Here is a 24,726-nt window from a genome sequence, read left to right as displayed (position 1 = left end):
TATGTGATGGGGCGCGGCGGTGGCCTGTGGCAATCGCGCCACCGCGCCGCCAACGCCCTCTCAGGCGAACATCGGCGGGCGCTGCGCATCCCCGCTTGGTGCGGCGTCCAGCAGGTGCATGAGCGTGGCAAGAAAGCCTTTGGCCAGGGTCGACATCGGGCTCTGCCGCGATTGGATCAGGTAGATCTTGTGGCTGAGCGACGGGCTGATCGGCTTGAGTACGACGTCGTCCGACCCGGATGGCGTGTATCCGAACGACTCCACCAATGCCACCCCGACACCTTGGCGCACCAGCGCCATGGCTTCGGGTGTCGAGCGAATCTCGATGTCCGGGGTGAGTGGCGCCTGCTCCGACGACAGGAAATGCGAGGAGAGCTGGCCGAAAGGGGTGTCTGCGCCATAACCGATGAAGGTCTGGCCGCGCAAATCGCCGGTCGTCACAACGTCCAGCGCCGCTAGCGCGTGTCCCTTGGGCAGCGCGCACAGGATCCGCCCCTCGCCGATTTCCCGGGTCCGGAGATTCGCACCGTCGGGCGGTGCCATCGATGCAATGCAGAGGTCGGCGTGCCCCTGCACCACGAACGGCAGCAAGGCGTCGAACGGCATGGGGCGGTAGTGGACACGGACGTCGGGATGCCGCACCCGGAAGCGCTGGATGGCGCGCGGCATCAGCCATTCGCTGTAACTCGGACTGGAGACAATCGAGAGCTTGCCCTCGTTCTGTTCGCCCAGGCTGCTCGCCACGGCATTGAACCGGGCGACACCCCTGAGGATAACCTCGACTTCCTCGAACAGCCGGCGCGCCTCCGGCGTGGGCTGCAACCGTCCCTTGACCCGTTCGAACAGCAGGAACCGCAGGCGGCTTTCCGCGGTTGCCAGCACCCGGCTGATTGCCGGCTGTGACACGCACAGCATGCGCCCGGCCTCGCTCAGCGAGCCGGTGACCATGATCGCGTGGAAGACCTCGATCTGGCGAAGGTTCAGGGGAATGGCGGGAGGCCGGCTAACGGCTGACATACAAGGTGGCGCCAAGGCAGGCGTGCGGTAATGGCAAGTGGACTCCGTGACGACGCAAGAAGCGCGCCACCGGACGACGGATCCGCGCCACCCGTCGGGCGCGAGCGAGGTATCAAGCCAGTGTGTCGGCACGCACGGGCGCCACGTCTTGCATTTGCGCGGCGAACGCGTCGGGCAACAGTTCGCCGCCGTGCGGAATCGAAACCACCAGGGGAATGGTACCCTGGGTCAGCCTGCAAACGGGGGATTCATGACTGGACTTCCTTGAATGGCGTGATGACGGGAACGCGCCTGCGCACCCACACGCGCGCATCGAGAAGGTGTTTCGGTTGCACTCCCGCGAACACGTCGATGATCTGTTCGGCGCATTGGAGCGCCGTGGCATGCAGCGCCTCCTCGGTGGAGCCGGCCAGATGCGGGCTCAGCACGACGTTGTCGAGCCCGGCCAGCGGGGACGCCGCAGATAGCGGCTCCTGCGCGAAGACGTCCAGCCCGGCGCCGAACAGCCGGCCGTCCTTTAGCGCTGCGGCCAGCGCGGCTTCGTCGATCAGCCCGCCGCGCGATGTATTGATGACGATGGCGCGCGGCTTCATGCTGCGCAACGCGTTCGCGTCGAGGGTGTGGCGCGTGTCGGCACGCAGCGGGCGGTGCAGCGAGACGACGTCGGACGCCGTAAGCAGTTCGGGCAGCGTCGATACCCGCGTAGCGCCGTGCGCTTCGACCTCGCACGCCTGCACGCTGGGCGACCACACCAGCACGCGCATGCCGAGCCCCGCGCGCGCCATGTCGCAGACCAGGCGCCCCGTGCGGCCGAAGCCGATCACGCCGAGGGTCTTGCCATGGAGCGAGAGCATCGGTGCCGCGTAGCGGTAGCCCCAGTCGGACTGCCGCGTGGCTGCGTCGGCCAGCGGCGCCCGGCGCGCGACCGCGAGCATCAGCATCAGCGCGTGTTCGGCCACGGCGCCGATATTGGCGTCGGGCGTGGACACCACCGGGATGCCCAGTTCATGCGCGTGTGCGACCGCGATCTTGTCGGTGCCGGTACCATGATTGCTGATGACCGCGAGCCGCGGTGCGGCATCGATCATCGCGGCGGTCAGGCCTTCGCGCACGATCACAGCGTCGGCGCCGGCGACTTCACGGATGCGGGCGGCTTCGTCACCGGCCTGGCCCGGGCGTACCTCGAAGCCCGCGGCGTGCAGGCGCTCCGCGCCGATGGGGTGGATGGGCTGGGTAATCAAGCAGACTGGCATGGGCGTTGCGTGGGAATCAGGCATGGGTTGAGTTGTGAACTGCGATGCGGGTCGTGCTGCAGGCATCCTAGCCTGCGCGCGCTGCCAACGTGCCGGCCAGCAGCCGCGTGGCGACAGCGAAGTCGGCGAGGTCCATCGACTCGTTGGGGTTGTGGCTGCCATGGGCATTGCGCACGAAGATCATCGCAGCCGGTATGCCCTGGCCGGCAAACAGCGCCGCGTCATGTCCCGCGCCGCTGGGCATGGCGCGCGCGCGTACGCCGCCCAGGCTCGCCGAACAGAGCAGGGCGTGCTGGAGCGACGGGTCCATCTGCGCCGCGGCACTGGCCGACGCGGCGCCGAGATCGACCTGCACCCGGTACTGCGTGCCGATGCCTGCCGCGGCGGCATGTACCCGCGCATCCATCAGGTCGAGCGTGGCGCGGCAGCGGGAACGCATGTCGATACTGAACTCGACCAGGCCGGCGACCTTGCTGAAATCGGCCTGCTTCGGGTCGGTCATGCAGCGGCCGAACGTCAGCGTGAGTTCATGCCCCTGCGCCTCCAGCGCGATCCAGTCCTGTTGCAGCGCGTGGATCAGCGCCGCGGTTGCTACCACGGCATCTTGCCGGTGGCTGCGCGGCGTCGCGCCGGAATGCGCATAGGCCCCCTGCACGCGGGCATGCCGGTAGCGCTGGCTGCCGCAGATGCCGGTGACGATGCCGACGACGTCGCCCGTCTCCAGCAGCACCGGTCCCTGCTCGATATGGAGTTCGACAAAACAATCGATGCGCTCGGCGCGCAGATGTGCCTGGCCCGCGCGGACCTCGTCCGGCCGCCCGCCCGCTTCACGCAGATGGTCGGCCAGGCTGCGGCCGGTGTCGGCACGCACGCTGTCGAGCGCCTGCGGCTCCAGCAGTCCAAAGGCGGCCTTGCTCCCGGCATAAGAGACCGGAAACCAAGCGCTCTCCTCGGCGCGGATTGCGGCCACGGTGACGTCGCGACGCGGCGCAAAGCCCGCCTTGCGCCAGCCAGCCAGCACGGCGAGACCGGCGACGACCCCGGCGGCGCCGTCGAAATTGCCGCCGCGCGGCACCGAGTCAAGATGCGAACCCGTCATGACCGCTGCGGCGCCGCGATCCGTGCCCGGCAATGTCAGATAGAGATTGAGCGCCGCATCGGTCGCCACCTCCAGTTCGAGCGCGCAGGCGGCGTCGGCGACAAGCTGGTGCGCCCGCTGCTCGCCCGCGCCGTAGCTGTCTCGCGTGACGCCAACGCCGTCGAAACCCTGTTCGCGCAAGCGGTCGAACAGCGCGGTGGCGAGGGCGAGATCCGGTTCGGCGATGGTCATCGGATGGTCTCCATCGCGTCTGCCTGCGCCTCGGCCCGCGCGGCCGCCTGCCTGGCAAGCGACGGATCCCAGTCACGCCCCGGCATCGCGTCGATGAGCTGGCGCGTGTAGGCATGCCGGGGCGTCTCGAATATCTGGGCAGGGCTGCCCTGTTCGACCACGGTGCCCCGGTGCATGACCAGCACCGCATCGCAAATCTGCGCCGCCACGCGCAGATCGTGGGTAATGAAGACCAGCGCGATGCCAAGGCGCCGTTGCACGTCGCGAAGCAGCCGCAGCACCTGCGCCTGCACGGAGACATCGAGCGCAGACACCGATTCGTCGGCGACGATCAGCCGCGGCTCCATCGCCAGCGCCCGCGCGATGCCGATGCGCTGGCGCTGGCCGCCGGAGAACTGGCTCGGATAGCGGTCAAATGCCGAGGCATCGAGCTCGACGAGCTGCAACAGCTCGCGCGCCCTCGCCAGCGCCTGTTCCCGGGACACGCCGCACGCGAGCGGACCATCGCAGAGGATGCGCCCGACCGTATGGCGCGGATTGAGCGAGGCGAACGGGTCCTGGAAGATCATCTGGATGTGGCGGCGTAACGGCCGGAACTCCCGCTCGCTCAACGGGGCGATGTCGCGCCCATCGAAATACATCCCGCCGCCGTCGGTTCCGGTCAGCTTGAGCAGGCATTTGCCGATCGTGGACTTGCCGGAACCCGACTCGCCGACGATACCCAGCGTCTTGCCGGCGCGGACCGAGAAGCTCACGTCCTTGACGGCTTCCACCACGCGCTTGCGTTTGAACAGCCCGCCCGGACTGACGTAGGTCTTGCGCAGCGCTTCGACGCGCAGCAGTGGATATCCGCTCGCTGCGTCGGCCGGGTCATTGCCTTCGCGATCGCCCGGCCGGTGCGACGGCACGCTGGCGATCAGCCGTTGCGTGTAGGGATGGCGGGGCCGGTTCAGCACCTGGTCGGCCGTACCCTCCTCGACCAGCAGGCCCTTCTCCATCACGACGACACGATCGGCGATATCGGCCACGACGCCAAAATCGTGCGTCACGAACATGACGCCCATGCCCTTCTCACGCTGGATGCGGGCGATCAGCGCGAGGATCTGCGCCTGCGTGGTGACGTCCAGCGCCGTGGTGGGCTCGTCGGCGATCAGCAGCGCCGGCTCCAGCGCGAGCGCCATCGCGATCATCACGCGCTGGCGCTGGCCACCCGAAAGACTGAACGGCCAGGCATGGAACAGACCCGCCGGATCCGGCAAGCCGACGAAGTCGAGCAGTTCCAGCACACGGGCCTCGCGTGCCGGACCGGGATAGGCGCCATGGACGCGCATGACCTCGTCGATCTGCTCTCCCACCGGCTGCAGCGGGTTGAGCGCAGACAGCGGCTCCTGGAAGATCATCGCCATGTCCTTGCCGCGCATGCCGCGCAGCGTCGTCTCATCCATGCCCAGCAGATCCTTGCCGTGCAGCAGGATCTGCCCCTGCTGCGCACGCAGATAGCCGGGCAGCAAGCCCATGATGGCGTTGGCGCTCATCGATTTGCCCGATCCCGATTCGCCGACGATGCAAACAATCTCGCCGGCGCGGATGTCGAACGACACATCGCGCACAGCGTATTCACGGTCGCCGCCTGCCGGAAGCGGGATACTTAGTCCGCGGATGGAGAGCAGGGCGGCGCCCCGGTCTGGATTGCCAATGGCCACGGTTATGCTCCCCGGTTGCGCAGTTGAGGGTTGAGGGCGTCGTTGAGCCCCTCGCCGATCAGGTTGATGGCCAGCACCGTCACCATGATGGCGAGGCCGGGCCAGAGGCTCATCCACGGCGCTTCGCGCAGCATCGTGCGCGAAGCGCCGATCATGAAGCCCCAGCTCATCAGGTTGCGGTCGCCCAGCCCAAGGAAAGACAACGCCGATTCGGTCAGTATGGCCGTCGCGGTCATCAGCGAGGCCGTCACGATGACCGGCGATGCGGCATTGGGCAGGATCTGGGTGAAAATGATCCGGGCCGGCTTCTGGCCGATCACGATGGCGGCCTGCACGAATTCCCGCTGCTTTAGCGTCATGAACTCGGATCGCACCAGGCGCGCCACCGGTGGCCACGACACCATGGAGATGGCCCCGACGATCGAGTACAGCGACGGCTTGAAGATCGCCACCAGGACGAGTGCCATGGCCAGCTGCGGAATGGTCTGGAAGAACTCCGTTCCCCGCATCAGGGCGTCGTCCACGCGGCCGCCGTGGTAGCCCGCCAGGGCACCCACCACGATGCCGATCAGGACGGCCACCAGCGTGGAGATCACGCCGATCATCAATGACACCCGCGCACCATAGGCGAGGCCTGCCGCGATATCGCGGCCCAGCATATCGGTGCCCAGCGGGTAGGCGCCGTCGACGAACGGGCCCAGCAACGGCTCTGCCACCATCATCCACGGCGGATCTGCATAGAGCGTCGAGGCAAGGATGCCCGTCAGGATGACCAGCAACAGCAGCGCGAGGCCGACGGCCGCGCCGCGGTTGGCGACGAATCGTTTCAGGAAGGACATGTGAGGCTCCTCAGGCTTGCTGGATGCGTGGATCGATCAGCCGGTAGGCGAGATCGGTGAGCAGGTTGAAGACCACCACCATCGTCGACGTCACCAGGAACACGCCGAGCAGCAATTGATAGTCGCGCTGGAGCAGCGCATCGAACATCAGCCGTCCGATGCCGGGCCATCCGAATACGGTCTCGGTAAGCACTGCGCCGCCAGCCATCTGCCCCAGCTGGATCCCCGCGAACGTCACCACCGGCAGCAACGCATTGCGCAGCGCGTGGTGGCGGATGGTCCCGCCCACGGAAACGCCCTTGGCGCGTGCCGTCTTGATGAAGTCCATGCCAAGCACTTCGAGCATGGAGGCGCGCGTCAGCCGCGCGTAGACCGCCATGAAAAAGCAGCCGAGCGACGCGGTAGGCAGCACAAGGTGATGCGCAACGTCGCGCACACGCGCCCAGCCGGCCAAAGTGCCGCCGACTGTCTCCATGCCGTAGGGCGGCAGCCAGCCGAGGTGCAGCGAAAAGAAGAGGATGGCCAGCAGCGCCAGCCAGAACTGCGGCGTGGCGTAGATCAGCAACGACCCCGTCATCAGCACGCTGTCGAGCCATGGGTGCTTGCCCTGATAGCGGCTGCGCGAGGCCACCACGCCGAACAGCACGCCGAACACAAGCGCGAAGACAAACGCGCACGACATCAGCAGCAGCGTGGCGGGCAGGCGATCGAGGATGATGTCGAGCACCGGCAGGCGTTCCCGGTACGAGTAGCCCAGGTCGAGGTGCGCCACGCCGTTCAGGTAGCTCGCCAGTTGGACATAGACCGGTTTGTCGAGGCCGAACTCTTGCCGTAGCTGTGCCACGTAGGTGGGGTCCGATGCCCCCGATTCTCCCGCCAGCACGGCGGCCGGATCGCCGGGTGCCAGGCGGATCAGCAGGAAGTTGATGACGACGACGCCCAGCACGACCAGGGCTGCCTTGCCGAGCCGCGCGAACACTGACAGTGCCTTATCCACGGAAAAGATTCCAAGAAAGTTAACGAGGGGGAACGATGCGCCGTACAACTTGCCCGGCGCATCGCCGCGCACGGGTGCTTACTTGTCGATGTAGGCATCGGCGAACGTGTCATTAAGACCGATCGCCGTCTGGATCAGGTTGTGCACCTTTGCGTTGTAGAGCGTCGGGATTTCCATCTCGAATAGGTACCCGTTCGCCACCTCCTCCACGAGTGTCTTCTGGATGCTGGAGTACAGCTTCTGGCGCTCGTCGTTGGACGTTGCGGCGGCAGCCTTGTCCCACATCGCGTCAACCGCGTCGTTCCGGTATCCCTGGTTGTTGACGAATGCGGAGCCCTTGATCATGTTGCGGGCCAGGTAAAGACGCGAGACGCCCAGCGCCGGATCGCCATATTGCGACGTGAAGCTGAAGGTCAGGTCGAAATCGAAATCCGAGACGCGCTTGGCCCACGTGCCCGCATCGGCCGACTCAATCTCGACCTTGAAGCCGAGCTGCTCAAGGCTCTGGCGCGTGTACTCGCCAAGCCGGTCCCAGGTCGCGCCGTAGGGATACGACAGGATCTTGATCGGCGTCTTCGCGGGGTCGACACCCGACTCCTTGATCAGCGCACGCGCTTTCTTCAGTTCGAAGTTGTAGGCCGGAACGTTGGCATCGTAGAACGGCGTAGTGGAAGAAATCGGACCGGTGGCGACCTTGCCCAGACCGAAGAAGATGTTGTTCACGACGAACTTGCGGTTGATGGCCTCCATGACAGCCTGGCGCACCTTGACGTTGTCGAAGGGCGGCTTGCGCTGGTTCATCTGGATATAGGCCAGCTTGGAGAACATCTCCCAGCCCTTCGTCGTGTATTGCACGCCCGGCAGCGCCTTGAGACGTTTCACCTCCACGTTGTCCACGTCACCGGCACTCACCACCTGAACGTCGCCGCGCTCGAAAGCCACCGCGCGCGAGGCCGCATCGGGAATCACGTTGAAGACGATCTCGTCCAGGTAAGGCTTGCCGGCCTGCCAGTAATCCGGGTTGCGCGTGAGGATGATGTACGCGCCTTTCTTCCACTCCTTGAACTTGAACGGGCCGGTGCCGATTGGCGTCTGGTTGGCCGGGTTCTTGGCATAGTCGGTGCCGTCATAGATGTGCTTGGGCACGATCGGCATGTTGTCGCTGACGAAGGCCTTCAGAAACGGAGCAAACGGCGCCTTGAGCGTGATCTGCACCTTGTTTGGGCCGAGCGCCTTCACGGTGTCCACGAACTGCTCGATGATGACCCGTGCGCGCGGGTGCACCGTGCGCAGGAACTTGTCGACCGAGAACACGACGTCGTCTGCCGAGAACGGCTTGCCATCGTGCCACTTGACGTTCGGCTGCAACTCGAACGTGTAGACCTTGCCGTCGGGCGAAATGGTCCACGACCTGGCCAGGCCCGGTTTCGGCTTCATGTCCGGTGTCCACGTCAGCAGGCTCTCGTAGATCTTGCCCGCCACGTATTGGGTGGGCGTTTGCTGATTGAGGCCAAGCATGAGCGTCGGTGGCTCGGGCTGCGCGATCGCGCGCAACGTGCCGCCGCGCGTCTGCGCATGCGCGTCGGTGCCGGCGAGCGTGCCGAGCGCCAGCGCAACGGCGCACGCTGCGAGGTTGAGCATGCGCTTGGAGGGCGGAGTCAGCTTGGAAGACATGAGGATCACCTTGGTTTGGGGAGGGTCGGTCGGAATGGGGCGCGTTTCGTGAGCATTTCGTGAGCTTTGCGTGAGCGTTTCGTGCGTCGGTGGCGGAATACGTCAGACGGGCCGCACGCCGATGCCATCGGCATCGAGCGCGGCGCGGATTCGCGCCGCGAACACCGCCGCGCCGGGCTGGTCGCCATGGATGCAGAGCGTGTCGGCTGCGATGGGAACGGTCTTGCCTGCGAGCGAGATCACGCTGCCATCGGTCACCATGCGCTTGACCTGCGCGATCGATTCCGCCACGTCTTCGATCATCGCGCGCGGCTCGGAGCGCGGCGTCAGCGTGCCGTCGTCCTGGTAGCTGCGGTCCGCATAGACCTCGAAGGCCACGCGCAGGCCCATCGCGCGGGCGGCGCTCGCCATGTTGGCGTTGGCGACGTAGACCATCAGCTTGGGATCGATGTCGTGCACGGCCTGCGCTACCGCCTGGGCAAGCGCCGGGTCGCGCGCGGTCATGTTGTAGAGCGCGCCGTGTGTCTTCACGTGGTGCAGGGGGACCCCTACCGCGCGGGTGACGCCCAGCATGGCCCCCAGCTGATAGACGATGAGGGCATAGACCTCGCCTGGCGTCATGGCCATGGCGCGGCGGCCGAAGCCCTGCAGATCGGGGAGTCCCGGATGCGCGCCAACCGCCACGCCGGCGGCCGCGGCAGCGCGGACCGTCTCGAGCATCGTGTCCGGATCCCCGGCATGGAATCCGCAGGCAATGTTGGCGGAGGTGACATGCTGCAGGATCGCGCGGTCGTTGCCCATGACCCAGGGCCCGAAGCTCTCGCCCATATCGCAGTTGATATCGATGAACGGCATGTTGGATTCCTTCTTGCGTTATTGGACGAGGAGGCCGAGCGCCTTTGCGGCCAGCACCCTGACGCGGGCAAAGCGATCTTCGACTTCCAGGCAGAGTGCCTCTGCCTCGGCTTGGGTGATGGCCTGGAAGCGCAGCGCATCGCCTGGCAGGGCCTGCGCCAGCGAGGGCAGGTCGGCACTGGCGACATAGGCCAGCTTCGGATAGCCGCCGGCGCTCTGGCGGTCGGCCATCAGCACGATGGGACTACCGCCCGGTGGCACTTGGACGGTGCCGAAGGTCACGACTTCGGAGATCATTTCCAGTGGCTGCTCCAACCTCAGCTCGGGGCCTTCCAGCCGGTAGCCCATGCGGTCGGATTGCGCTGAAACCCGGAAGCACTCGGATTCGAAGTCGCGCCGCGCCTGGCTGGTGAAGGACTGCCACTGCGGGCCAGGTACGAAGCGCAGCGCCTGCGTGGCGGATGACGGTGGTGTGGTGTCCGGCGCCGCTGCGGCGACGAAGGGCATGCCACTCTGGATCATCATGCGTTCGAGTTCGAGAACTTCTCTCCTTGGCGATGCCACCGGCACCCGGTCGCCGCGGCGCAACGCGCGGCCTTCGAAGCCGCCGAAGCTGCCGCGCACGTAGGTGCTGCGGCTGCCCAGCACGAGCGGGGCATCGAATCCACCCCGCACCGCGAGATACGAGCGGGCACCCGACCTGCGCTCGCCGAACTCCAGGCGTACGCCGTGGCGCAGCATGACGGCACAGTGCATCGGTATCTGCGCGCCGCCCGCGGTGACCCGCATATCCGCGCCGCTCAGGGCGATCAGGGTGTTGCGGGAGAAGCTGACGCTGGGCCCCTTCAGCGTGCACTCGAGGGTGGCGGCCTCCTCGCCATTGCCTACCAGGGCATTGGCGACGCGGTGCGCCCACTCGTCCATCGGCCCATTGACCGGTACGCCATAGCGCTGGTAGCCGTTGCGCCCCGTGTCCTGGAGGAGGGAAAACACCCCGGGCTTCTCAACCAGCATATGGTTCATTGGTGCGGCTCCAGCAGCGCTTCGAACTCGCGCGGCGTGATCGGCATGAATTGCAAGCGGTCGCCGATCTGCAGGCGCGTCGGCGGGCTCTTGCGGATGTCGAACAAGGTCCAGGGCGTACGGCCGATGAGGTTCCAGCCGCCGGGGGATTCAGTCGGGTAGATGGAGGAGATCCCGTTGGCGATCGCCACGGACCCGGCCGGCACACGGGTGCGCGGTACTGCGCGCCGTGGCACCTGTAGCCTGGGATCCAGCGGTCCGGCGAACGGGGTGCCTGGCGCGAAGAAGAACGTATAGAGAACGAGCGGCGCAGCGGTATGCAGGCGGATGACCTCACTGGTGGAGATGCCGCATTTGTGCGCGACGCCGTCCAGGTCGGGGCCGTACTCGCCGCCGTAGCACACGGGAATTTCCACCAGGCGCCCGGAGCCGGCGATCCTGGGCACGCCTTGTGACAGGAGCCGGTCTATAGCCGCGCTCAGGGACTGGGAGGCGGAGCCCTTGCCGCGTGGCAACTGCGCGGGCAGGTAGTGGACGGCCACCGTGGTGAACGCGGGCACCACGTCGATGACCCCGGGCAGGGCGCGGCTGGACAGCCATGCCGTCACCGCGTGCACGGTCTGGCTGACTTCGGCATCGACCCGGTTGCCGAGGCGGATCAACAGGCAGCGGTCGCCGGCGGGCTCGATGAGCCATCCGTCGCGCAGGTGCTGGTGCGCAGGCCCGGGCTGCGCTGCGCTCCCGGTATGCGCCGGTGCATCCATGTCCGCTGCTTTCATGGCCTGGACAGCCTGCAGCAGGCCCGGACGATCTGCTCGCATGCCATGCGCAGCCGGTCATCGGAAACCGCATAGGCAAACCGCAGGTACGGCGCCAGGCCGAATGCCGTGCCAGGCACGACCGCGACACCCGCTTCCTCCAGCAGGTAGCGCGCCAGGTCGAGGTCGCTTTCGATGAGGTTGCCGCCCGGCGTGCGCATGCCAATCGTCCTGCTGCAATCCGCATAGAGGTAGAAGGCCGCGGGTGGCGTGCGCATGGTCAACAGCGGTGCCGCCCCCGAGAGCAGATCGATGGCAAGGTCCCGGCGCCAGCGCAGGCGCACCATCCATTCCTCCAGGAAATCCTGCGGCCCGTCGAGCGCGGCGATGGCGGCGGCCTGGCTAACCGAGCTGGGGTTGCTGGTGCTTTGGGATTGCAACATCTCCAGCGCTTTGACCAGCCACAGCGGGCCGCCGGCATAGCCCAGCCGCCACCCCGTCATGGCGTACGCCTTGGAGACGCCATTGATGGTGAGCGTGCGCGCCTTCATGTCCGGTGCCGCCTGCGCGAAGGAGAAGAACTCGCCTTCGAACACGATCTTTTCGTAGATGTCGTCGGACATCACCAGCACGCGGGGATGCGCGCGCAGCACGTCCGCCAGCCCACGCAGTTCGTCGGCGGAGTAGAGCGATCCGGAAGGGTTGCAGGGCGAGTTCAGCATCAGCCAGCGTGTCCTGGGCGTGATGGCGGCGGCGAGTGCGTCCGGCGTCAGCTTGAAGCCGTCTTCGGCCGCCGGCGTCACCACCACCGGCGTGCCCCCGGCAATGCGCACCATCTCGGAGTAGGACACCCAGTAGGGCGCCACGACAATGGCCTCGTCCCCGTCGTTGACGGTGGCCAGCAAGGCATTGAAGAGAATCTGCTTTGCGCCCGTCGCGGCAATGACCTCGCTCTCGTCGTAGTGCAGGGCATTGTCACGCACGAACTTGCGCACGATCGCGGCCCTGAGTTGGGGCGTGCCTGCCACGTTTGTGTAGCGCGTATGCCCGTCCATGATGCCGGCGACGGCAGCCTGCCGGATGTGCGCGGGCGTATCGAAGTCGAGTTCCCCCTCGGCCAGGCTGATGACTGCGCGGCCTTGCGCCACCATGAGGCGGGCGGCTTCGGCAACCGCACCCGTGGCCGACGGCCGCGCGGCGCTCAGGCGGGCCGCCAGGCGGGTATCTAAGCTAAGAACAGACATGGCTTGCGCTGCTTTCCTGTACGCGCCCATGGGCATCGGTCGATCGCCCATGGCATTGCGTTGGTGGTTGATATGAGGCTTGTGTGCCATTGGTATGCCAATGGAGTGCAAGCAATACACGTGCCAAACGGATTGCTACGCTTGCACGGCCTGTGATGGTGTCCTGGGTGTCCTGGTCAATACACGTCCTGCGCGATCGTCGCGCACTTCTCCTTTTGCGAAAGCCAGCCGTCCGTTGACCCAGACGCTCTCGATACCCGCCGATAGCGTGGCCGGCTTGGCGAAGGTCGCGCGATCCCCGACCGTGTCGGGGTCGAACAGCACAAGATCGGCCGCCTGGCCGACGGCGATATGGCCGCGCTCGGCGATGCCGAGCTCGCCGGCGGTGAGGCCGCTCATCTTGTGGATTGCCGTTACCAGCGGGAAAAGCCGTTCCTCGCGCGAGTAGTGGCCCAGCACACGGGGAAACGTCCCCCACAGGCGCGGGTGGGGATGCTCGTCGTGCGGCATGCCGTCCGAGCCGATCATGGCCTTGGGGAAGGCGAGGATGCGGCGCACGTCGGCCTCGTCCATCATGAAGTAGACGGCGCCGGCCGGTGCCAGGCGTGCGGCGGCTTGTTCATCGTCGCAGCCCATCTCGCGCGCGATATCGGCGAGCAGCCTGCCGGCATGCTCCGGATGCGGCGTGGACCAGCTGACCATCACGGCGGCGGCGCGCGCCACGAACTCCGGCCGCAGTACGGTGGAAGACGCGTTGTAGGGGTAGCAATCAAGCGATACCGGCTGCGTTTGCATCGCGGCTGCGATGTGCTTCAGCGTCTCGGCGGAGCGCCCGTGATTGGCGATGCCCGCCAGCTTGTGGTGCGAGATCAGTACGCGTACGCCAAGCCGCCTGCCTATCTCGAAGGTTTCATCCAGCGCATCGATGATTTTCTCGGCTTCGTTGCGCATATGGGTGGCATAGAGCGCGCCATGGGCCCGCAGGGGCTCGCCTACCGCGACGATCTCGTCGGTGGTGGCAAGCCGCGCGGGCGGATAGAAGGTGCCGGTGGACATGCCCCAGGCACCTGCATCGAGCGCGTCGGCCAGCAGGCGCTGCATGGCATCGCATTCGGCCGGGGTGGCCGGGCGTTCCAGGTTGTCCATGACGCTGGCCCGCAACGTCAGGTGGCCCACAAGGCAGACGGCGTTGACCGCGGTCCCGCTCGCATCCAGGGCGCGGAGGTAGTCGCCGAAGGCCGGAAAGCGGAGCCATTCCGGCGTGGCGATCAGGTCCAGCGGAGGCGGTATGGCGGTTCCCGGCCGCGCAGGCGCCAGGCTGAGTCCGCAGTTGCCGGTGACGACGGTTGTCACGCCCTGGGACAGCTTTGCCGTCATCGCGCCCGGCATCAGCAGGGCGCGGTCGTCGTGCGTATGGACGTCGATGAAGCCCGGCGCGACAACCCGGCCACGGCCATCGATGCGTTCCACCGCGCTGGCGTGGGCAAGCTCGCCCACGGCGGCGATCTTCCCGTCCTTTACGCCAACGTCGCCAACGAAGGCGGGTCTGCCGCTGCCGTCCACGATCGATGCGCCGCTGATGCAGAAGTCGAAAGTCATGCTGTTTCCCCGGGCGTCAGTGACCAGCCTGGCCGGTGCTCGCCAAACTCGCTTCCAGGCGGCCAATCAGCCGCTCCAGCTCCGCAAGGTCGGTTGCATCCAGCACCGGCCCGGGCTTGCGCACCGCGGCACTGGCAATCGCGCCGCGCCGGCGCAGGGTTTCCTTGCGCAGTGCCAGGCCGATGCCGTACTGGAACTCATGGCGCAGCAGCGGCAGGTACAGGTTGAACAGGTCTTCGGCTTCAGCGGCCTTACCCTGGGCGAAAAGGTCGCAGACCTGGACCAGCATCTCAGGGTAGGCGAAGCCGGTCATCGCGCCGTCCGCGCCCCGCAGCATCTCCTGGGGCAGGAACAGACCGCCATTGCCGGCCAGGATGCTGATGCGTCGCAGGCCTTGCGCCTCGCTCCCGGCACGGATCTGCGAGAGCTTGCGCAGGCCGGGCAGCTCCTCGTGCTTGAACATCACCACCTGCGGGAATTCCCGCACCATCCGCAGAACGGTGTCGACCGAGGTGTAGACGCCGGTGGCCTGGGGGAAATCCTGCAGGCAGATCGGTACGTCCGGGCCAAGCAGGCGCGCAATGGCGGCGTAATAGCCATAGACCTGGTGGTCGGTCCTGAGGTTTGCCACTGGCGCCAGCATGACCCCGGCCGCGCCGAGTGCCATCGAGGTCTTCGCCAGGCGCTCCACATGCTGATTCGACGCGTGGCTCACCCCGACGATCACCGGCACCCGGCCATCGACCCGCTCGAGGACGCGGCGCACGAAGATCATGGACTCCTCCTCCGACAGCTTGGGCGCTTCGCCCATCATGCCGAGGATGGTCATGCCAGAGACCTTCTTGCCGAGGTAGAAATCGACCAGGCTGTCGGTGCTCTCCAGGTCGAGCGCCCCCTGTTCCGTGAAGGGGGTCGCGGAGATGATGAAGACGCCCTTTGCGCTTTCGTCAATGCGCGATGTACTTGTCATGGATGAATCTGCTGGTTGATGGACGTGTTGATGGACGTATTGATCGACGCGTTGATGGACACACGAAGTCACAAGTTTGTATGGCGCGCTACCAGGCCAGCGCGTGCGTTGGCGAGGTGCAGGCTCATGGCGGCGCGCGCCGCATCGGGGTTGCGCTCGGCGATGGCCTGCAGGATGGCGATATGCTCGCGTGCGCAGGGCTCGAAACGCTCGGGTGCGCCGTTCTGGTCGAAGCATCTGGCCTTGATGCGCAGGTCATGGATCGTCTGCGCCAGCATCTGGTTGCCGCTGGCCGTGGCGACGGTGTCGTGCAGCAGGTTATCGATCCTGTGGTTCTCGTCCTTGGTGGTGTTGCGCGCCAGCAGATGCGCTTCCACCTGGGCGATGACGTATTGCGCATGCTTGGGGTCCATCCGGGTCGCGGCCTGGGCGGCTGCTTCGCTTTCCAGCAGGCCCCGCATTTGCAGGATCTCCAGGTACTGGCGCAGGGTGGGCTCCTTGATCATGAGCTGCCCGCGCGGCGTGCGCACGGCAAAGCCGCCGCCGATGAGCCGGCTCATGGCTTCGCGCAGCGGCGTGCGCGAGATGCCCAGCGTTGCCGCCAGCGCGCGCTCCTGCAGCGGCATCTCGGTGCGCAGGCGGCCCAGCTGGATCATCTCAAGCAGCGTGTTGTAGGCATCGCCCGCCAGGTCCGGGATGTCCCCGGCGGGCGTGGTTGGGATCAGCGCGATGTCTTCCGGCTCGCTTGCGGTAGCGCCGTGGTCGGTCTCGATCTTTGTCAGTGTTTTCATGTTGGTGCGGTAGTGAATATCGTGTCGCGCTGCTGGTGCCCACCGGCCTTCATTGGGTGGCGAACGCCATGGCGTCGCCGGGGTTGAACCCCCAGGCCACGAGCCGCCCGGGCTCGTGATCGCTACCGGCGACGCCGGCAGCCGCATAGGCAACGATGGTTGTGTCCCGCCAGGCGATGAATACCTTCCAGTGCAGCCCGCAGAAGGTCGACGCCACCACGCGGCCCTCGTGCCGTACGTCCGACGCGCCAAGCTGCGCGCCAACGCGCACGTTCTCCGGCCTGATGCCGAGCACGCGGGCGGGTTCTTCGAGAAAGTTGCATTCGCCGAGGAAGCCCGCGACGAACGGCGTGTCGGGCGAGCGGTACAGTGCCGCGGGCGCGCCCGCTTGCACGATGCGGCCCTGGTCCAGGATGACGATGCGGTCCGACAGGTTCATGGCTTCCTCCTGGTCGTGGGTGACGAAGACCACCGTCAGGCCGAGGTCGTGGTGCAGCTTCTTGAGCTGCAGCTGGATCGCCTGCCGCAGGTTCTTGTCAAGCGCGCCAAGCGGTTCGTCCATCAGCAGCACGTCCGGCATGAAGACCAGCGCGCGGGCCAGCGCGACGCGCTGCTGCTGCCCGCCCGAGAGCTCGCGCGGCAGGCGCGCTGCCAGGGCCTGCAGGCTCACCAGTTCGAGCGCTTCGCCGACGCGCCGCTTGATGTCGTCGTGGTTGAGGCGTCGCATGCGCAGCGCAAAGGCCACGTTCTCGAACACCGACATATGGGGGAACAGCGCGTAGTTCTGGAACACCATGCCGATATTGCGTTCGGCGATCGGCGTGTGGGTGACGTCGCGGCCGGCGATATGCACGCTGCCGGTGTCGGGCGCTTCGAAGCCGGCGATGATCTTCAGCAGCGTGGTCTTGCCCGAGCCCGAGGCGCCAAGCAGGGTACAGAATTCGCCGCGTGCCACCGATAGCGAGACATCCGGCAGCGCGAGCGCGCTGCCATAGGACTTGCGCACGGCGCGCACCGAGATGTCCTTGCCCTGGGCCTCGGGGCGCTCGGAGAGCTGCAGCACCGGCGGCGCCGCAAAAGGCGGGGGCGCGGTTGGCGAGAGGGTGGCTTGCATCGTCATGCTCCTTTCTTCTTTCCCAGCAACTGGTTGGCCATCAGGATGAGCGCGGTGGCGGCAATCAGCACGCAGGACGCGGAGATCACCGTTGGATCGAAATCGTGCGCCAGGCCCTCATACATCAGCTTGGGCAGGGTGCGGTTACGGATGGTGGTGAGGAACAGCGCCATCACGACATCGTCAAACGAGGTCACGAAGGCGAACACCGCGCCGCCGACGAGGCTGGGCAGCAGCGCCGGCAGCATCACCAGCCGGAACATGGCCGGCCACGAGGCGCCCAGGCTCAGCGCCGCCAGTTCCAGGCTGGGATCGAAACTGCGCAGCGCGGCGCGCACCGTGATGTAGACGTAGGGCGTGGCCAGCACGGTGTGGCCGATGACGATGGCCAGCGAGTTGGCCACCCAGCCCAGCGGTGCCAGCAGGTAGTAGAGCGACACCGCGGTGATGATCGCCGGCACCGACATCGGCACGACGAACAAGGCATCGAGCCAGCCCTTGCGTGCCGACGCCATCTTGTGCACGCCCAGCGCCGCGGCGGTGCCAAGCAGGGTGGCTAGCACCGTGACGGTCGCGCCCACGCGCAGGCTCGACAAGAGGGCATCGAGCCATTTGGCGTCGTCGAAGAAGCTGGCGTACCAGCGCAGCCCATACTGCGGCGGCGGGAACACCGGGAAATCGGTGGTGCCGAAGCTCATCGGGATCACGATGACGATCGGCAACACCAGGAACACGGCGCAGGCGATGCCGGCGGCCACGGCGAGCCGCCCGCCCGGGGTGCGCCCCGTGCCCGCCGTGCTGCTGCCCTTGCCGGCCGAACCGGCGATCAGCTTGTCCAGGCCGAACAGGCGATTGAAGAGCCACAGCGACGCCAGCACGGTGAGCAGCAGCACGGCGGCCAACGCCGCGGCCAGGCCCCAGTTCAGCTCCTCGGTGATGTTGTAGGAAATCAGCTCGGCCACCATGCGCTGGGCCGGGCCACCCATGAGCGAGGGCGTGATGTAGTAGCCCACCGCATTCATGAAGACGATGATGCCCCCCGCCACCACCCCGGGGCTGGTCAGCGGCAGCACCACGCGGCTGAAGATGCTCACCGATCCCGCGCCGAGACTCTGCGCTGCCTGCACCAGGGTGTGGTCCAGCGAGCGGAACGAGGCATAGAGCGGCAGCACCACGAAGGGCATCAGCACATGGGTCATGCCGATCATCACGCCGGTGAAGTTGTAGAGGAAGGCCATCGGCTGGTCGAGAATGCCGCTGCCGGTCAGGAGGGCGTTGAGCGGCCCGTTCTTGCCCAGCAGCGCGATCCAGGCAGAGGTGCGCACCAGCGCGCTCGACCAGAACGGCAGCAGCACCGCGAAGAACAGCAGCCTGGCCACATTGGGCCGCACGCTGGCCATCAGGTAGGCGAGCGGGTAGCTCATCAGCACGCAGGACAGCGTCACCGCCGCGGCGATGGTGAACGTGTTGCCCAGCACGATCCGGTAGATGGGCGTGTCGATCAGGTGGCGGTAGTTGGCCAGCGTGGCCACGCCGTCCTGATAGAAGCCTTCCTTGAGCAGGCCCGCGATGGGCCCGACAAAGAAGCACAGCAGGAAGAGCAGCAACGGCAAGGCAGCGAGCACCGCCGCGCGGCTCGGGCGGCGGCGTGCCTGCCTCGCGGCGGGTGCGGTCGCGGCAGGAGGAAGGGGAAGGGCGGTGCCTGTCATGATGCAGTTACCTCGCGGCGGTACGAATCAACGTGCGCGGATCTGGTTGTAGCGCTCGACGATGGCCGGCCCCTGCTTTTCCCAGAACTCGGAATCGAGGAACAACGCGCTCTTCAGCCGTTCGGGCGTGGAAGGCAGGCGCTGCTTTCGGGCCTCGTCGATCAGGGCAAGGGCGGCTTCGGTGGTTGGGCCGTAGGCGATGTGCTTGCTGAATTCGGCCTGGTTCTTCGGCTGGATGATGTAGTTCAGCAGCTTCAGGGCTTCGTCGCGATGAGGCGCACCCTTGACCAGGGCGAAGTAGCCAACCTGCGCCACCGCGTTGCCCCAACCCATCTGGATCGGCAGCCCGGAATCGATGCCGGCCTGGAAGCGGCCGTTCCAGCCCAGCGCCATGACGACCTCGCCGCTGCCTAGCGCGTTGACCGGTTCGGCGCCGTTCTTCCACCACATGGCGACGCTTGGCTTGATCTTCTCGATCTGCTTCATGGCGCGGTCCACGCCAGCGGGCGTGGCGAGCACCTTGTAGACGTCGGCGGGCGCAACGCCGTCGGCGATCAGCGCGGCCTCGATGACGGTGGCCGGATCGTCCTGCAGCGTGCGCTTGCCCGGGAATTTCGCCACGTCCCAGAAATCCGCGAAGGTGGATGGCTGGGGCTTGCCGGTGGGGAACGTCTTGGACGAAAAGCCCACCACGGTCGAGAAAATCTCGGACGGCACGCCATAGTCATTGCGCGCGCCGCGGATCACGTGCTTCTGGTCCACCATCTCGGGCGTGATCTTCTCGAACACACCCAGCTTGATGCCGCGCGTAAGGCGCGCGCTGTTCTCCGTCACCACATCCCAGTTCACCGTCTTGGTGTCGATCATGGCGCGGATCTTCGCGACTTGCGGATCGGTGTCTTCCGTTACCTTGACCCCGGAGTCCTTGGCGAACGGTTTCAACCAGGCCTCGCGGATCGCGCCCTGGTAGGCGCCGCCCCAGCTCGCGAAGTTCAGCTCCGCTGCGTGGGCTGCACCTGCCAGCAAGGCCGCGGCAGCCGCCACGGTACTAACCATTTTCTGCAACTTGCTTGTCATGCTTTCTCCAGTTGAAACGCCCGATTTTGGGGATGCGGCCATCAGGATTCTGCTGCCCGGCAAATGGCATGCATTTTGCGTGCCAGTGGTATACCAAGCGGCGCCGAGTGGCGTTTCGGAGAATGAAAGTGCAGGAAGTCGATCTGAATTCAGACCTGGGCGAGAGCTTCGGCCCTTATGAAATAGGGGACGACGGCGCCATGCTGGCCATCGTCACGTCGGCCAACGTGGCCTGCGGCTTTCATGGCGGCGATCCCGTCGTCATGCACCAGACCGCGGCCCAGGCACTGTCGCGAGGCGTCGATGTTGGTGCGCACCCTGGCTTTAACGATCTGTACGGTTTTGGCCGGCGCAAGATCGTCGGGGACAGTCCCGCCGGCATCGAGAAGATGCTGATCTACCAGATTGCCGCGCTGCAGGGGATGGCGCAGGCCGTGGGCCATCGCGTGACGCACGTCAAGCTCCATGGCGCCCTCGCCACGATGGCCTTCGAAAGCCCTGAGCTATCCGACGCACTCATCGGCGCCATGCGCGCCCTTGACCGGGATCTCGTGCTGGTCTGCACGCCGCACAATGAAACCGAGCGTGCGGCGCGGCGCGGCGGCATCCGCATGGCCTGCGAGGTCTTTGCTGACCGGCTCTATGGCGACAACGGCCTGACGCTGCCGCGGAACCAGCCGGGCGCGGTCATTCACGACCCGGCCGTTGCGGCCGCGCGTGCCTTGCAGATGGTTCGGGAGCAGGCGATTCATACGGTTGGCGGCCGCAAGGTCGACATGCGGGTCCACACCATCTGCGTGCATGGCGACAATCCGCAGGGGGTTGCCATTGCCAGGGCGGTGCGCGCTGCGCTGGAAGGCGATGGCGTGCGCATTCGCCCGATTAGCCAGCTCGATTTCTGATCCTGTTCGTATTCCAGCCGATTCCCAGCTCGGCCCGCTTACCTTTTCCCCACCGCAAACGTAACAAGGTTGACCCGAGGCATTATGAAATCTCAAGATGAATCGCTGGCCCGCGCCCGCGGCCTGTTCAATATCGCAGTGACGCCCTTCGCGGCGGATGGCAGCCTGGACTTCCCTGCGCTGACGGAGAACATCGAGCGCATGCTGGGCCTGGGCTACGACGGCCTCCTGATTGGCGGCACCTACGGCGAATTCCCGGCCATGGATACCGCCGAGCGCGCAGCGCTCTTCCGCCACGCCATGGACGTGGTGAACGATCGCGTGCCCGTGCTGCTATGCACCGCGCATGCCGACGTTCGCGTGGTGAAGGCGCTGACCTCGCTGGCTGGCGAACTGGGCGGATTGCCCATGCTGATGCCGCCGTTCGTGTCGGAAGTCACCGATAACCAGATCGTGGGGTTTTTTGAAGAGGTGGCACCGCTGTCCAGGACCGGCGTGATGATCTATAACGCGCCGGGCGTCGGTATCACGCTATCAGTGCCGCTGATTGAGCGCCTGTGTGATGTGCCGCAAGTGGTCGCACTCAAGCAGGGGGATCTCAATCCGACCACGGTCGATCAGCTTGTCGGGCGCGTCAGCGGCCGCATTCGCGTACTGGCCGCTTCCGACCTCGTCATGCTTGGGCCCCTGGTGCTCGGTTTCGACGGCGTCAGCTCGACCAACAGTTGCGCGCTGCCTGAGTTGGTCAAGGCTACCTACGATGCGGTGCGCATTGGCAACGCCACGGACGCCGGCGGCCTGCACCGCCGCTGGTACCCGATGCGGGAGGTCGCCCGCAGACTGGGCCAGCCTCAGTCCACCAAGGCTGCCATGAATCTGCGCGGCTGGCGCGGTGGCCATGTGCGGCATCCGCTGCGCGACCTCGATGCCGACGGGATTGAAGCCGTGCGCGAAGCGCTGGACGCCAGTGGTGTGCGAGAGGCGTGACTATCGGAACCTTGTGCGGGGCGTTGCGGACCTACTGCAGGGGCAGGCCAGGCGTCGGCGGCAGTGCCATGGCCCAGCGGTAGACCAGAAGGCGGCCCTTGTAGGCATCGATGCCGGGCGCGGCCACGCGGTCGAGTTTTTCCTCGCGCATCGCGAAACCCTGCTCGGCCATCTGCCGGTTGAAGGCGGGCCGGTTGCCGCGGTCGGGATCGATGATCCAGATCTCGACCGTGGGGCTGGCGTGGCGCCCGATAAAGTGGGCGAGGTTGGCGTTGGCGTCGCGCTCATAGAGCAGGTCGCTGCCGATGATCAGGTCGAAGTGTCCGTGGACGTCGGCGGGGGCCAGGCTGGCGCCTTCGGGGGCGTCGTGCTCATGTTCCGCGGCGCTCCAGTGCCCGTGCCGGTACTTCATCGGCGCCAGGCCATTCAAGCGTACGTTCTCCGCAAGGAAGGCGGCGGCCATCGGATGGCAGTCGCTGGCGGTCACATCGGCGCCCCGGCGGTGCCCCACCAGGCTGGCCAGCCCCAGCCCGCAGCCGATTTCCAGCACCCGCTCGGTGGCGTCCACCGGCCGCAGCGCCATGCGCGCTGCCAGGTGCGCGCCGGACGGCCACAGCAGCCCGAACAGCGGCCACATGGCGGAAGAAATGCCCATGCGTTCGGCCTCGCCGAGGGGATCGGAGTACTGCTGCTTGTCCAGCAACGAGCGAATGACCAGGTCGGCGACGCCCGTCACGGCGATGCTCTCTTGCTTGGTTTGGTAGCCGGGCATCGAGGGGGGAAGCCACAACGGCGGCTTCGCAATAGGAGGGAGTCGTCCAGTATGCCCGAAATGCCCTCGGCACGACCGGAATCTGACGTCAAATGCGTTGAAATGCAGCGAAACAGCCCCGAACGCGCCTTGGGCCCGGCGCGGCAGGCTGCGGGAAGTGCTGCAGGCGCCTGGCGCGGCAAATCGTTCTGGCTGCCGCCCGCCCTGTGCGAGAATCCGCGATAAGCAAAAAAGCGGATATTGCCATCCGCCTATTCTCGGAGATTATCGCGGTGACCATCCCATCCAGCGCATCCATCCGCAAGCGCCTGCGCATGCGGCACCTGCAACTGATGCTGGCGCTATCGGAGTCGCCCTCGCTGCGCCAGGCGGCCGAAGGGCTGGCCCTGACCCAGCCGGCCGCCACCAAGTCCTTGCAGGAACTGGAAGACGTGCTCGGCGTATCGCTTTTTACGCGCCACGCGCGTGGGCTGGACCCGACGGTGTCGGGCAAGGCGGTGATGCGTTACGCCCGGGTGGTCTTTGCCGACATGGATGAACTGCGCGAGGAACTCGTCGCGATCCAGGCCGGCGACGTGGGCAAGGTGCGCGTGGGCGCGGTGATGGCGCCGGCGCCGGACCTGCTCACCCACGTGATCGTCAAGCTCAAGCAAGCGCATCCGCGCTTGCACATCATCGTGCAGATCGATACCAGCGACGTGCTGGTGCACGCGCTGCAGCAGGACCAGATCGATATCGTGCTGGGCCGCATTCCCGACGGCTGGCCGGCGCAGGAGTTGTCGTTCGAGACGCTGGGGGAAGAGGCGCTGTCGATCGTCACCCGCGTGGGGCATCCGGCGGCGGAGCGCGGCAAGCTGAAGCTGGCCGCGCTGACGGAGTACGCGTGGATCATCCAGCCGCATCCCAGCCCGATGCGCCAGATCATCGACCAGACCTTCCGCGAGAACCGCGTGCCGCCGCCGGTGAGCACCGTGGAGACCTCGTCGATCCTCACCACGCTGTCGGTGCTGCGCGAGTCCGACATGCTGGCGGTGTTGCCCACTTCGGTGGCCCGTTACTACGAGGACTTGAACATGCTCGCCACGCTGCCGGTCGCCTTGCACGGCCGGCTCGCGCCTTACGGGCTGGTGCTGCGCAAGAGCCGCCCGCCCACGCCCGCCATGCAGCTCGTCATCGACATGCTGCGCGCGGGCGGGGCGACTGCAACGGGTGGCATGAGTGAGAAGGGCGGGCCGGCCACCGTCAAGCCCTAGTGTCCCGTTCCGCTGACTCGTTCGCGAAGGCTGTTGAGCTTGGAGCAGGAATTGTAGGTTGGGGGAAGTGTGCGATGTGTATTGCTTGTAGCCCCGCTGACGCGGGGGTGTCTCTTGTGGGCGGGGTTTTGATGCTTCTAGCTGCTGTCGCGGCTGGGCGGTGTTGCCGTTTTAGAACGTGTGAGATGTCACTTTTCTTTACTCGTAAAGAAAAGTAACCAAAAGAAAGCGATCCTTGCAGGAGGCTGGCGTGGCGTCATTGGGAATCCCAATGGTTTCGTCGTCAGGCCCCGGGTTTTAATTAACTCGTGCCGTTACCGGTTTAAATGGCCACGATCCTTTTAACGACGCTGGTTTCGTGGTGAGGCCCCCGGTAGCAGCATCCCTGCCCATTCGCCCCTCTGCCGGTACCGGATCGGAGCATCACGATATATCACGCCGTGATGGTTTCGTGGTGGGGTGGGCGCGGTGGTGAATCCCTCAAAACTATTCCTCGGTGCCACCGCGCCCACGACGAAAACGGGACGCCTGCAACTTCGTGGCCGCCCGCACCGCGAGCGACAGACGGCTTGAAGCAAGTGGTGACCGCTACCGGGGGGACCACCACGAATCTCTGGGCATTGGCAGGGTCGTGGTGATCTAAACCGGTAACGGCACGAGTGAATTAAAACCCGGGGCCTGACGACGAAACCACCGGGCTACGTAACCCCAACAAGCCAGCCTCCTGCAAGGATCGCTTTCTTTTGGTTACTTTTCTTTACGAGCGGCGTGTGTCAAGGTAGTTGTCGTCTCAGCCGTTACGCTGCTTGCTTGTAATTCTCTGCGTTTTGCTGCGCTCGCTCCGGGTTCAGGTACACCG

General features: G+C 66.2%; 21 protein-coding genes. 3 read left to right on the top strand and 18 right to left on the bottom strand.

Annotation, left to right across the window (positions count from 1 at the left end; genetic code table 11):
* Positions 1–60 precede the first annotated feature (60 nt).
* From ACYP5B_RS19630 to ACYP5B_RS19550, 17 genes are all read right to left on the bottom strand, one after another.
* A complete protein-coding gene (locus tag ACYP5B_RS19630; protein ID WP_459570840.1) occupies positions 61–1,017 on the bottom strand; it encodes a LysR substrate-binding domain-containing protein in 957 nt (318 codons plus the stop codon).
* Between the two features lie 248 nt (positions 1,018–1,265).
* Positions 1,266–2,270 carry a hydroxyacid dehydrogenase gene (locus tag ACYP5B_RS19625; RefSeq protein WP_459570839.1) on the bottom strand — a complete coding sequence of 335 codons (1,005 nt, stop codon included), beginning with the start codon at positions 2,268–2,270 and terminating at the stop codon, positions 1,266–1,268.
* A 67-nt stretch (positions 2,271–2,337) separates the two neighbouring features.
* A complete protein-coding gene (locus ACYP5B_RS19620) occupies positions 2,338–3,600 on the bottom strand; it encodes a Zn-dependent hydrolase (RefSeq protein ID WP_459570838.1) in 1,263 nt (420 codons plus the stop codon).
* Positions 3,597–5,303 (bottom strand): ABC transporter ATP-binding protein, encoded by a 1,707-nt coding sequence (locus tag ACYP5B_RS19615; RefSeq protein ID WP_459570837.1) that lies wholly within the window; start codon positions 5,301–5,303, stop codon positions 3,597–3,599. Before ACYP5B_RS19615 ends, ACYP5B_RS19620 begins: the two co-directional genes overlap by 4 nt.
* Before the next feature lie 2 nt (positions 5,304–5,305).
* On the bottom strand, positions 5,306–6,142 hold the full coding sequence (locus ACYP5B_RS19610; RefSeq protein ID WP_459570836.1) for an ABC transporter permease: 837 nt from the start codon (positions 6,140–6,142) through the stop codon (positions 5,306–5,308).
* 10 nt (positions 6,143–6,152) lie between these two features.
* Positions 6,153–7,139, bottom strand: a complete 987-nt coding sequence (locus ACYP5B_RS19605; RefSeq protein WP_318235624.1) for an ABC transporter permease — start codon at positions 7,137–7,139, stop codon at positions 6,153–6,155.
* 78 nt (positions 7,140–7,217) lie between these two features.
* On the bottom strand, positions 7,218–8,813 hold the full coding sequence (locus tag ACYP5B_RS19600; RefSeq protein ID WP_459570835.1) for an ABC transporter substrate-binding protein: 1,596 nt from the start codon (positions 8,811–8,813) through the stop codon (positions 7,218–7,220).
* A gap of 102 nt (positions 8,814–8,915) precedes the next feature.
* Positions 8,916–9,668 carry a LamB/YcsF family protein gene (locus ACYP5B_RS19595; protein ID WP_459570834.1) on the bottom strand — a complete coding sequence of 251 codons (753 nt, stop codon included), beginning with the start codon at positions 9,666–9,668 and terminating at the stop codon, positions 8,916–8,918.
* Between the two features lie 18 nt (positions 9,669–9,686).
* Positions 9,687–10,691, bottom strand: coding sequence for a 5-oxoprolinase subunit C family protein (locus ACYP5B_RS19590; RefSeq protein WP_459570833.1), 1,005 nt, complete (start codon positions 10,689–10,691; stop codon positions 9,687–9,689).
* Positions 10,688–11,470 (bottom strand): 5-oxoprolinase subunit PxpB, encoded by a 783-nt coding sequence (gene pxpB / locus ACYP5B_RS19585; RefSeq protein ID WP_459570831.1) that lies wholly within the window; start codon positions 11,468–11,470, stop codon positions 10,688–10,690. The genes ACYP5B_RS19590 and pxpB overlap by 4 nt, the downstream gene beginning before the upstream one ends.
* Positions 11,467–12,693 (bottom strand): pyridoxal phosphate-dependent aminotransferase, encoded by a 1,227-nt coding sequence (locus tag ACYP5B_RS19580; RefSeq protein WP_459570830.1) that lies wholly within the window; start codon positions 12,691–12,693, stop codon positions 11,467–11,469. Before ACYP5B_RS19580 ends, pxpB begins: the two co-directional genes overlap by 4 nt.
* A 135-nt stretch (positions 12,694–12,828) precedes the next feature.
* Positions 12,829–14,292 (bottom strand): N-acyl-D-amino-acid deacylase family protein, encoded by a 1,464-nt coding sequence (locus ACYP5B_RS19575; RefSeq protein WP_459570829.1) that lies wholly within the window; start codon positions 14,290–14,292, stop codon positions 12,829–12,831.
* A 16-nt stretch (positions 14,293–14,308) separates the two neighbouring features.
* On the bottom strand, positions 14,309–15,262 hold the full coding sequence (locus ACYP5B_RS19570) for a dihydrodipicolinate synthase family protein (protein ID WP_400092219.1): 954 nt from the start codon (positions 15,260–15,262) through the stop codon (positions 14,309–14,311).
* A 68-nt stretch (positions 15,263–15,330) separates the two neighbouring features.
* Positions 15,331–16,053, bottom strand: coding sequence for a GntR family transcriptional regulator (locus ACYP5B_RS19565; RefSeq protein ID WP_318235630.1), 723 nt, complete (start codon positions 16,051–16,053; stop codon positions 15,331–15,333).
* A 49-nt stretch (positions 16,054–16,102) separates the two neighbouring features.
* On the bottom strand, positions 16,103–17,167 hold the full coding sequence (locus tag ACYP5B_RS19560) for an ABC transporter ATP-binding protein (RefSeq protein WP_400092217.1): 1,065 nt from the start codon (positions 17,165–17,167) through the stop codon (positions 16,103–16,105).
* A gap of 2 nt (positions 17,168–17,169) precedes the next feature.
* The gene (locus tag ACYP5B_RS19555; protein ID WP_459570828.1) at positions 17,170–18,876 is read right to left on the bottom strand and encodes an ABC transporter permease subunit; all 1,707 of its coding nucleotides are present in this window, start codon (positions 18,874–18,876) and stop codon (positions 17,170–17,172) included.
* Between the two features lie 27 nt (positions 18,877–18,903).
* Entirely contained in the window at positions 18,904–19,953 is a 1,050-nt protein-coding gene (locus tag ACYP5B_RS19550; protein WP_400092215.1) for an ABC transporter substrate-binding protein, read from the bottom strand.
* Between the two features lie 122 nt (positions 19,954–20,075).
* Here ACYP5B_RS19550 and ACYP5B_RS19545 point away from each other — a divergent pair, with 122 nt between their 5' ends.
* Complete coding sequence (locus ACYP5B_RS19545; RefSeq protein ID WP_400092214.1) at positions 20,076–20,855, top strand: LamB/YcsF family protein; 780 nt, start codon at positions 20,076–20,078, stop codon at positions 20,853–20,855.
* 84 nt (positions 20,856–20,939) lie between these two features.
* A complete protein-coding gene (locus tag ACYP5B_RS19540) occupies positions 20,940–21,842 on the top strand; it encodes a dihydrodipicolinate synthase family protein (protein ID WP_400092212.1) in 903 nt (300 codons plus the stop codon).
* 31 nt (positions 21,843–21,873) lie between these two features.
* On the opposite strand, the gene ACYP5B_RS19535 is transcribed toward ACYP5B_RS19540, so the two are convergent.
* Positions 21,874–22,614 (bottom strand): class I SAM-dependent methyltransferase, encoded by a 741-nt coding sequence (locus ACYP5B_RS19535; protein WP_318235636.1) that lies wholly within the window; start codon positions 22,612–22,614, stop codon positions 21,874–21,876.
* 314 nt (positions 22,615–22,928) lie between these two features.
* Between ACYP5B_RS19535 and ACYP5B_RS19530 the strand changes: the two genes are divergently transcribed.
* Positions 22,929–23,867: a LysR family transcriptional regulator gene (locus ACYP5B_RS19530; protein WP_400092394.1), complete on the top strand. Its 939-nt coding sequence runs from the start codon at positions 22,929–22,931 to the stop codon at positions 23,865–23,867.
* The last annotated feature ends 859 nt before the right edge of the window (positions 23,868–24,726 follow it).

This window comes from Cupriavidus sp. 8B (assembly GCF_054589115.1).
This window is presented reverse-complemented; position numbering and strand designations above follow the sequence as displayed.

Bases quoted from the DNA above. Each gene is read 5' to 3' on its own strand.
- ACYP5B_RS19630 (WP_459570840.1), bottom strand. From the start codon at position 1,017: ATGTCAGCCGTTAGCCGGCCTCCCGCCATTCCCCTGAACCTTCGCCAG.
- ACYP5B_RS19625 (WP_459570839.1), bottom strand. From the start codon at position 2,270: ATGCCAGTCTGCTTGATTACCCAGCCCATCCACCCCATCGGCGCGGAG.
- ACYP5B_RS19620 (WP_459570838.1), bottom strand. From the start codon at position 3,600: ATGACCATCGCCGAACCGGATCTCGCCCTCGCCACCGCGCTGTTCGAC.
- ACYP5B_RS19610 (WP_459570836.1), bottom strand. From the start codon at position 6,142: ATGTCCTTCCTGAAACGATTCGTCGCCAACCGCGGCGCGGCCGTCGGC.
- ACYP5B_RS19600 (WP_459570835.1), bottom strand. From the start codon at position 8,813: ATGTCTTCCAAGCTGACTCCGCCCTCCAAGCGCATGCTCAACCTCGCA.
- ACYP5B_RS19595 (WP_459570834.1), bottom strand. From the start codon at position 9,668: ATGCCGTTCATCGATATCAACTGCGATATGGGCGAGAGCTTCGGGCCC.
- ACYP5B_RS19590 (WP_459570833.1), bottom strand. From the start codon at position 10,691: ATGAACCATATGCTGGTTGAGAAGCCCGGGGTGTTTTCCCTCCTCCAG.
- pxpB (WP_459570831.1), bottom strand. From the start codon at position 11,470: ATGAAAGCAGCGGACATGGATGCACCGGCGCATACCGGGAGCGCAGCG.
- ACYP5B_RS19580 (WP_459570830.1), bottom strand. From the start codon at position 12,693: ATGTCTGTTCTTAGCTTAGATACCCGCCTGGCGGCCCGCCTGAGCGCC.
- ACYP5B_RS19575 (WP_459570829.1), bottom strand. From the start codon at position 14,292: ATGACTTTCGACTTCTGCATCAGCGGCGCATCGATCGTGGACGGCAGC.
- ACYP5B_RS19570 (WP_400092219.1), bottom strand. From the start codon at position 15,262: ATGACAAGTACATCGCGCATTGACGAAAGCGCAAAGGGCGTCTTCATC.
- ACYP5B_RS19565 (WP_318235630.1), bottom strand. From the start codon at position 16,053: ATGAAAACACTGACAAAGATCGAGACCGACCACGGCGCTACCGCAAGC.
- ACYP5B_RS19560 (WP_400092217.1), bottom strand. From the start codon at position 17,167: ATGCAAGCCACCCTCTCGCCAACCGCGCCCCCGCCTTTTGCGGCGCCG.
- ACYP5B_RS19555 (WP_459570828.1), bottom strand. From the start codon at position 18,876: ATGACAGGCACCGCCCTTCCCCTTCCTCCTGCCGCGACCGCACCCGCC.
- ACYP5B_RS19550 (WP_400092215.1), bottom strand. From the start codon at position 19,953: ATGACAAGCAAGTTGCAGAAAATGGTTAGTACCGTGGCGGCTGCCGCG.
- ACYP5B_RS19545 (WP_400092214.1), top strand. From the start codon at position 20,076: ATGAAAGTGCAGGAAGTCGATCTGAATTCAGACCTGGGCGAGAGCTTC.
- ACYP5B_RS19540 (WP_400092212.1), top strand. From the start codon at position 20,940: ATGAAATCTCAAGATGAATCGCTGGCCCGCGCCCGCGGCCTGTTCAAT.
- ACYP5B_RS19535 (WP_318235636.1), bottom strand. From the start codon at position 22,614: ATGCCCGGCTACCAAACCAAGCAAGAGAGCATCGCCGTGACGGGCGTC.
- ACYP5B_RS19530 (WP_400092394.1), top strand. From the start codon at position 22,929: ATGCGGCACCTGCAACTGATGCTGGCGCTATCGGAGTCGCCCTCGCTG.